Origin of the sequence: Pseudomonas sp. (genome assembly GCF_028293835.1) — a bacterium.
Classification (GTDB): Bacteria; Pseudomonadota; Gammaproteobacteria; order Pseudomonadales; family Pseudomonadaceae; genus Aquipseudomonas.
In genome coordinates this window covers 1-8,720 of the sequence record NZ_JAQGNX010000049.1, presented here as the reverse complement: position 1 = coordinate 8,720, position 8,720 = coordinate 1, and the positions used below count along the sequence as shown (strand labels likewise).

General features: G+C 56.6%; 8 protein-coding genes. All 8 read left to right on the top strand.

The features are described from left to right. Positions 1-360 (top strand): winged helix-turn-helix domain-containing protein (locus JWR17_RS05850; RefSeq protein ID WP_299829218.1); only part of this gene is annotated, 360 nt, incomplete at its 5' end. Then, a complete protein-coding gene (locus tag JWR17_RS05845) occupies positions 350-1,813 on the top strand; it encodes an ATP-binding protein (protein ID WP_299829216.1) in 1,464 nt (487 codons plus the stop codon). The genes JWR17_RS05850 and JWR17_RS05845, both read left to right, overlap by 11 nt. 216 nt (positions 1,814-2,029) lie before the next feature. After that, entirely contained in the window at positions 2,030-3,322 is a 1,293-nt protein-coding gene (locus tag JWR17_RS05840; protein ID WP_299829214.1) for an ABC transporter substrate-binding protein, read from the top strand. A 128-nt stretch (positions 3,323-3,450) separates the two neighbouring features. Beyond that, positions 3,451-4,359 carry a carbohydrate ABC transporter permease gene (locus JWR17_RS05835; RefSeq protein ID WP_299829212.1) on the top strand — a complete coding sequence of 303 codons (909 nt, stop codon included), beginning with the start codon at positions 3,451-3,453 and terminating at the stop codon, positions 4,357-4,359. Beyond that, on the top strand, positions 4,352-5,197 hold the full coding sequence (locus JWR17_RS05830; RefSeq protein ID WP_299829211.1) for a carbohydrate ABC transporter permease: 846 nt from the start codon (positions 4,352-4,354) through the stop codon (positions 5,195-5,197). The genes JWR17_RS05835 and JWR17_RS05830 overlap by 8 nt, the downstream gene beginning before the upstream one ends. Before the next feature lie 3 nt (positions 5,198-5,200). After that, positions 5,201-6,364, top strand: coding sequence for an ABC transporter ATP-binding protein (locus JWR17_RS05825; protein ID WP_299829209.1), 1,164 nt, complete (start codon positions 5,201-5,203; stop codon positions 6,362-6,364). A 119-nt stretch (positions 6,365-6,483) separates the two neighbouring features. Beyond that, positions 6,484-7,833 carry a carbohydrate porin gene (locus JWR17_RS05820; RefSeq protein WP_299829207.1) on the top strand — a complete coding sequence of 450 codons (1,350 nt, stop codon included), beginning with the start codon at positions 6,484-6,486 and terminating at the stop codon, positions 7,831-7,833. A gap of 130 nt (positions 7,834-7,963) precedes the next feature. Continuing rightward, positions 7,964-8,720, top strand: a 757-nt coding sequence (locus JWR17_RS05815) for a D-hexose-6-phosphate mutarotase (RefSeq protein ID WP_299829205.1), incomplete at its 3' end; no start/stop codon positions are given.

The following is an 8,720-nucleotide window of genomic DNA, read 5'->3' as shown; positions in this document are numbered from 1 at the left end:
CAGTTCGGCCAGGAGCGGGTCAGCGGCGACGTATTAGTGTTCGACGACTGGCGCCTGGACATGGTCAGTCATCGATTGTTTCACCGTGATGGGGAGGAGGTAATCCTCTCCGGCGCCGATTTCGCGTTGCTCAAATTGTTTCTGGATAACCCGCAACAAATTCTTGATCGCGACACCATCGGCAACGCTACACGTGGCCGCGAATTGATGCCGCTGGAGCGTATCGTCGATATGGCGGTCAGCCGTCTGCGACAGCGTCTGCGCGATACTGGAAAAGCCCCCCGTCTGATTCGCACTGTGCGCGGCAGCGGTTATCTGTTAGCGGCAAACGTGACTTTCCAGGCCAGCAATGGCTACTGAAACCACGAGCTGGCGCTTTCCGATGCCACGCTCGTTGTTGGGCCGCATGCTGCTGCTGACACTGTTAGTGGTGCTATTGGCCCAGGCGCTGTCCAGCGTGATTTGGGTCTCGCAGCTGCGCGCGACGCAGATGCAGGGGCTGGTGACCAGTGCCCGTAGCCTCGCGCACTCTATGGCCGCCAGCGTCAGCTATTTCCGTTCGCTGCCGGTGGCTTATCGCCCACTGGTACTCGATCAGCTGCGCAGCATGGGCGGCACACGTTTTGTGGTGTCTCTCAACGACAAACCACTGGAAATGGAAGTTTTGGCCCCCACGCCGCGCAAGGCAGCAGTGCTGACCGCCGTGGAGGAAGTATTGCGCCAGCATCTGGGCAATGAACCGACCATTTCGGTGACATTCGTGCGCCCCGAGGACCTGCGAATTTTTAACGGTGGCCTCAAGCTTGATGAACTGCCGCGCTCCTGGGCGCATTACGCCTTGAGCCTGGAACCGATCAACCCGCCGGTATTAGTCACTCAAATCGAATTATCGCCCGGCGAATGGCTGTATATCGCTTCGCTGTTGCCTGAACCCTACACCACGCTGGAGGAGCAGAATCTGCCAGCGCAGCAAGTATGGTTTATCGCGCTGACCAGTAGTTTTCTGCTGTTGTTTATTGGTCTTTTGGTGCATTGGCAGAGCCGTCCACTCAAATTACTGGCACGCGCCGCACGGGAAATGTCACTGGGCACCGTGGTCGAGCCGGTGGTTGAAGGCGGCGGCAGCGAAGTGATTGAAGTCAGCCGTGCGTTCAATGCCATGCGCGAACGTATCAGCCGTTACCTGTCCGAGCGCAGCCAGTTATTCAGCGCCATCTCCCACGACTTGCGCACACCCATTACCCGGCTGCGCTTGCGCGTCGAGTTGCTGGAGGACGAAAAGGTCCAGGCCAAATTCAGTCGCGATCTCGACGAGCTTGAGCTGTTGGTCAAGGGGGCTCTGCAATGCGTCAAAGACACCGACATTCACGAAAACATCGAACCGGTGGACCTTAATCACGTATTGGATTGCCTGGTGGAACCCTATGTGTCGCCAGCCGGCAATGGTCGTGTAACGCAGCGGGGGCAGGCGAGCGCCCTGTTCCTGGGCAAACCCCTGGCGTTGAAACGTTGCATTGGCAACCTGATCGACAACGCGCTGAAATACGGACAAAAGGCCCACCTGCACATCACCGATGATAAAAACGCCTTTGTGCTCCACGTCGACGACGAAGGCCCCGGCGTACCGGAGCAGAGGCTTGAGCAAGTATTCGAGCCGCATTTTCGTCTGGCCGGCAAACAACAACAGGGCTACGGCTTGGGGTTGGGCATAGCGCGCAACATCGCCCACAGCCACGGCGGCGAAGTCAGTCTGCAAAACCTGCGCGAAGGCGGGCTGCGCGTGACCTTGCGGTTGCCGCGCACGGTTGATTGAGTGGCCGCACGGAATTTCCTGTGCACCCAATGGCCATTTTCCATCACTTTCCCCAAGAGCCCCCACCTAGCGGGGCCCGTGGGGATTTCTATCAATGTAACCATTCTGTGACCATTGCGCGTCCCTTCGTTACGGTGTCGCCGAATCCCTTGGTTAGAATCCATGCAGCGCAAGCACCAGACTTGCTCATGCATAACAACAAGAAAAGGTAATCAGATGAATTCGATCTCCCGCCTCGCTGCTGTCATTTCTCTCGCTTCGTTGTTCCCTCTGAGCGTTCAAGCTGCTGATTCCAAAGGTACAGTGGAAGTGGTGCACTGGTGGACATCGGGCGGCGAAAAAGCTGCAGTCGACGTGTTGAAAGCCCAGGTTGAAAAAGATGGCTTCACCTGGAAAGACGGCGCTGTTGCCGGTGGTGGCGGTTCGACTGCCATGACCGTACTGAAAAGTCGTGCCGTGTCCGGTAATCCTCCTGGCGCCGCCCAGATCAAAGGTCCGGATATCCAGGAATGGGCCTCTACCGGTCTGCTCAACACCGACGTATTGAAACAAGTTTCCAAAGACGAAAAGTGGGACATCCTGCTCGATAAGAAAGTATCGGACACGGTGAAGTACAAAGGTGACTACGTGGCCGTTCCGGTGAATATCCACCGTGTTAACTGGCTATGGATCAACCCGGAAGTATTCAAGAAAGCCGGGATTACCAAGAATCCAACCACCCTCGAAGAATTCTACGCGGCCGGTGACAAGCTCAAGGCCGCAGGCTTCATCCCGTTGGCCCACGGTGGTCAGCCTTGGCAGGACAGCACCGTTTTCGAAGCTGTCGTGCTTTCGGTAATGGGGGCCGACGGTTACAAGAAAGCCCTGGTAGACCTGGACGAAAAAACGCTGACCGGTCCGCAAATGGTCAAGTCGCTGACCGAACTGAAGAAAGTCGCCACCTACATGGATGCCGACGGCAAAGGCCAGGACTGGAACCTGGAAGCGGCCAAGGTCATCAACGGCAAGGCCGGCATGCAGATCATGGGTGACTGGGCCAAGAGCGAATGGACCGCTGCCAACAAAGTCGCTGGCAAGGACTATGAGTGCGTAGCCTTCCCGGGCACCGACAAGGCCTTCACTTACAACATCGATTCCCTTGCCATGTTCAAGCAGACCAAAGACGCCGACACCACGGCTGCGGCCCAGCAGGATCTCGCCAAAGTTACGCTGAGTGAAAACTTCCAAAAAGTCTTCAGCATCAACAAAGGCTCGATCCCGGTTCGTATCGACATGCTGAACAAAATGGACAGCTATGGCTTTGACTCTTGCGCGCAAACCGCTGCCAAGGACTTCCTGGCTGACGCCAAGACCGGCGGCTTGCAGCCAAGCATGGCGCACAACATGGCGACCTCGCTGGCCGTACAAGGCGCGTTCTTCGATGTAGTGACCAACTACATCAACGACCCGAAAGCCGATCCGGAAAAAACCGCCAAGCAATTGTGGGCATCGGTCAAAGCGGCCAAGTAATCGTTTAGCTCTCACCACCGCTGGTTCGCCAGCGGTACACCCCAGCCGCAGTTCGTGCTGATGAAACCGGAGTCTGGTTTCAAGCACGGCTGCGAACTGGTATTGATGTTTCTGACGTGGATTTCTCGATGAGCTCTGTCGCTGTGATCAGCAAAGCCTCACCGCTCGACGTGCTTCAACGCTGGTTACCGAAACTGGTACTGGCACCGAGCATGTTCGTCGTATTGGTCGGTTTTTACGGTTATATCCTGTGGACGTTTGTGCTGTCGTTCACCACCTCTACGTTTCTGCCTTCTTACACATGGGCTGGACTGACTCAGTACGCTCGCCTGTTCAATAACGATCGCTGGTGGGTCGCAAGCAAAAACCTCGCGGTATTTGGCGGCATGTTCATTGCCATCAGTCTGGTGGTTGGCGTGGTATTAGCGGTATTCCTCGATCAGCGCATTCGCCGTGAAGGGTTTATTCGCACGATTTATCTGTACCCGATGGCGCTCTCGATGATCGTCACCGGTACTGCCTGGAAATGGTTGCTCAATCCAGGCATGGGGCTGGACAAAATGTTGCGCGACTGGGGCTGGGAAGGTTTCCGCCTGGACTGGTTGGTGGACCCGAATCGCGTGGTCTACTGCCTGGTGATTGCAGCGGTCTGGCAGGCGTCGGGCTTCATCATGGCGATGTTCCTTGCAGGCCTGCGAGGTGTCGATCAATCGATCATCCGTGCGGCGCAAATTGATGGCGCCAGCTTGCCGCACATCTATCTCAAGGTCGTTTTGCCAAGCCTGCGACCAGTGTTCTTCAGCGCAGTGATGATCCTTGCGCACATCGCAATCAAGAGCTTTGACCTGGTAGCGGCAATGACTGCCGGTGGCCCGGGTTATTCCTCTGACTTACCCGCGATGTTCATGTATTCGTTCACTTTCAGTCGCGGGCAAATGGGCATGGGCTCGGCCAGTGCGATCCTGATGCTCGGGGCAATTCTCGCCATCGTGGTGCCTTATCTGTATTCCGAATTGAGGGCCAAGCGCGATGAGTAGTCTGGCGAATAAACCGTCTATCAGTCTTAGCCGGATCGCGATTCACGCGGTCCTGATTTTTGCGTGTTTGCTGTACCTGGTGCCGTTGGTGGTCATGCTGCTGACCAGCTTCAAAACCCCGCAGGACATTAGCTCCGGCAACCTGCTGAGCTGGCCGACAGTGGTCACGTCCATTGGCTGGGTCAAAGCCTGGGCAACCGTTGATGGCTACTTCTGGAATTCGATCAAGATCACCGTTCCTGCGGTATTGATCTCTACTGCTATCGGCGCGCTCAACGGCTACGTACTGTCGATGTGGCGTTTTCGCGGTTCGCAGTTGTTCTTCGGCCTGCTGCTGTTCGGCTGCTTCCTGCCGTTCCAGACCGTGCTTCTGCCAGCGTCCTTTACCCTCGGCAAAATGGGCCTGGCCAGCACCACCACTGGGCTGGTGATCGTGCACATTGTCTACGGTCTGGCATTCACCACACTGTTCTTTCGCAACTACTACGTGAGCATTCCAGATGCGCTGGTTAAAGCCGCGCGGCTTGACGGTGCCGGATTCTTTACTATTTTCATGAAGATCATTTTGCCGATGTCGACGCCGATCATCATGGTCTGCCTGATTTGGCAATCCACCCAAATCTGGAACGACTTCCTGTTTGGTGTGGTGTTCTCCAGCGGCGACTCGCAGCCGATTACCGTGGCACTGAACAACTTGGTCAACACCAGTACCGGTGCCAAAGAATATAACGTCGATATGGCCGCTGCGATGATCGCCGGTCTACCGACCCTGCTGGTGTACATCGTCGCCGGCAAGTATTTCGTGCGCGGCCTGACGGCCGGCGCGGTCAAGGGGTAAGGCATGGCAACTCTCGAATTACGTAACGTCAACAAGACTTATGGCAGCGGTTTGCCGGACACCTTGAAAAACATCGAGTTGAAGATCAATGACGGCGAGTTTTTGATCCTGGTAGGACCGTCTGGCTGCGGTAAATCGACGCTGATGAACTGCATTGCCGGGCTGGAAAGCATCAGCGGCGGTTCGATTTTGATCGACGACGCGGACATCAGTGGCATGAGCCCGAAAGACCGCGACATCGCCATGGTGTTTCAGTCCTACGCGCTGTACCCAACGATGACCGTGCGCGAGAACATTTCGTTTGGCTTGAAGATCCGCAAAATGGCCCCCGCCGCGATTGAAGAAGAAGTCGCTCGGGTCGCCAAACTGCTGCAAATCGAACACCTGCTTAACCGTAAGCCAGGACAACTGTCCGGTGGTCAACAACAGCGTGTCGCCATGGGCCGGGCGCTGGCGCGGCGACCAAAGATCAACCTGTTCGATGAGCCATTGTCCAACCTCGACGCCAAATTGCGGGTCGAGATGCGTACCGAAATGAAGCTGATGCACCAGCGCAACAAGACCACCACGGTTTACGTGACCCACGATCAGATTGAAGCCATGACCCTGGGCGACAAAGTGGCCGTGATGAAGGACGGGATCATTCAGCAGTTCGGTACGCCGCAACAGATCTACAACGACCCGGCCAATTTGTTTGTAGCGAGCTTTATCGGTTCGCCGCCGATGAACTTCATACCGCTGCGCCTGCAGCGAAAAGAAGGGCGTTTGCTAGCATTACTTGACAGCGGGCAAGCTCGTTGCGAGCTGCCACTGGGCATGAGCGACGCCGGTCTTGAAGACCGTGAAGTGATCCTCGGCATGCGGCCGGAACAGATTGTTTTGGCCTCGGTCGAAGCCAATGGATTGCCGACTATTCGCGCTGAAGTCCAGGTCACCGAGCCCACCGGGCCCGACACGCTGGTGTTCGTCGTGCTCAACGGCAGCAAGGTCTGCTGCCGCCTGGCACCGGACGTGGCGCCGCAGGTGGGCGAATCGCTGACGTTACAGTTCGATCCGTCCAAAGTCCTGTTGTTCGACGCAAAGAGTGGCGAGCGCCTAGGTGTACTGGGAAAGCTACAGCCCACTGAGCGTGCGGGCAACGTTACGCAGATAAACCGCAGCCAGTGAAGGCTGCCTGAGCACTGCTGGTTGACCGGGTCTGCCGTGAAGGCCGGTCAGCCAGCAATACGGAGCAAATGCTGCAGACCATGTATGAAAGCTAATAACAATAAAATGAGGATGTAGGGATGAAAAAACAACACAACAACACCCGTTTGCTCTGCCAACTGTCAGCGGTTGCAGCGCTGGTTCTTTCTGCCAATGCAATGGCAGACGATGCTTTCAGCGCCGATTCCAAATGGATGACCGGCGACTGGGGCGGCGAGCGGACCAAACTGATCGAGCAAGGTATCGACATCAAGGCGGACTACGTCGGTGAAGTAGGCGGCAACCTGAGTGGTGGCTACAACAACGACAAGACTGCGCGTTACTCGGACCAATTTGGCCTTGGCGTGGCGTTTGACCTGCAAAAGCTGTTGGGCTGGGATAACACCCAGGCCAAGGTCGAACTCACCAATCGTAATGGTCAAAACATCTCCAATGACCGTGTCGGCGACCCGCGTGCGGGCACTTTGAGTTCTTCCCAGGAAGTTTACGGCCGTGGCCACATGGTGCGTCTGACCCAATTGTGGGTTCAGCACCAGTTCCTCGAAAACAAACTGGACATCAAGGCCGGTTACTTCGGCGAAGGCGAAGACTTCAACACCTTCCCCTGCGAATTCCAGAACCTGGCGTTCTGCGGTTCCCAGGCGGGTAACTGGGCGACGGGCATCTGGTACAACTGGCCGGTCAGCCAGGCGGCTTTGCGCGTGAAGTACAACATCACGCCTGAGTTGTATGCGCAGATTGGTGCGTACGACCAGAACCCATCGCAACTGGAGCACGGTAACGGCTTCAAGCTCAGCGGCAGTGGGACCAAGGGCACCCTCATACCAGTCGAACTGGTCTGGTCGCCGAACCCCAACGGTCTGCCGGGTGAATACCGTGTGGGTTACTACAAGAGCTCGGCTAACGCCAATGACGTTCTCGAGGACAGCAACGGCAATAACGCAGCAACCACCGGCGACAGCTACCGCGTTCATAGCAGCAAGCACGGCTACTGGGGCGTAGTGCAACAGCAACTCACCACCCACAACGGGGACGCTTCCCGCGGTCTGAACGTCGCGGCCAACGCAACCTTCCACGACAAGGACACCAACGTCGTCGACAACTACCAGTCGTTGATGTTCGTGTACAAGGGCCCGTTCGACGCGCGTCCGAAGGATGACATGGGGATTGGTTTTGCCCGTATCCATGTCAACGATGACGTGAAGAAAAACGCCGAGTTGCTTAACGCTACCAATGGCATCACCGACTACGACAATCCGTTGTACACACCGCTGCGCAACACTGAGTACAACTACGAACTCAACTACGGCTTCCACGTCACCAACTGGCTGACCGTACGTCCTAACCTGCAATACATCACCCACCCAGGTGGCGTGGACGAAGTCGACAACGCGCTGGTGGCCGGCCTGAAAATTCAGACGGTGTTCTAACGCTGTCGCGATAAGCTCCTCCTCTCTGTGTGCGTTTTGCGGATAGCCATGGCTATCCGCTTTTTTTTTGGTGCAATGCAGAACATTTTCACCAAAGGTTTGGGCAACATGATTTTCAGGACCGTGGCACATGCTTGAGCATCCGCTACAACGTTTTTTTACTTCGTCGCGGGCCAGGCCAACCTTTCAGTGGGAGCGCTATCAGCAGCGCGACGTCTTGCTGATCGATCACCCGCAATGCCAAGCAGTATTCAGTCGTCAGGGCGGACAATTGCTGCACTTCCAGCCTCGCGACCAGCATCCCTGGCTGTGGTGCGCGGCTCATTGGCCACAAGTCGGTGCCATCCGGGGCGGCGTGCCGATTTGCTGGCCTTGGTATGGCCGTCATCCCAGCGAGGGCGTATGGCCTTCCCATGGATGGGCGCGTTTGCTGGATTGGAAGCTGGTCGACAGCACGGAAGATAAGATGGGCGTCCATCTGCATTGGCGCCTCAAGCTTTGGGACTGGCAAGTCGATCTGCACGCAGACCTTGGGCAGAACATGGAACTGCGCTTGAGTACCCAGCACGAAGACACTGAGCCGTGTCTTTTCAGCCATGCATTACACGCTTACTGGCGTATCAGTGATGTGGCTGATGTGACGCTTGAGGGTCTCGACGGCGCCCGTGGTTACGACCAACTCAACCGACAAGCGTGCCTGCAAAAAGGCGAGTTGCGGGTCGATGGCGGCTGTCAGCGGGTGTTCAACCATGCCGGGGAATTACAACTGCAAGACGAAGCGTGGCAACGCAGCTTATGCATCGACACCAGCGACAGCACCAACACCGTGGTCTGGCACCCTGGCAGCCGTCCGTTGATGGGCGTGGGTGGTAACGAAGCGCTGGGGT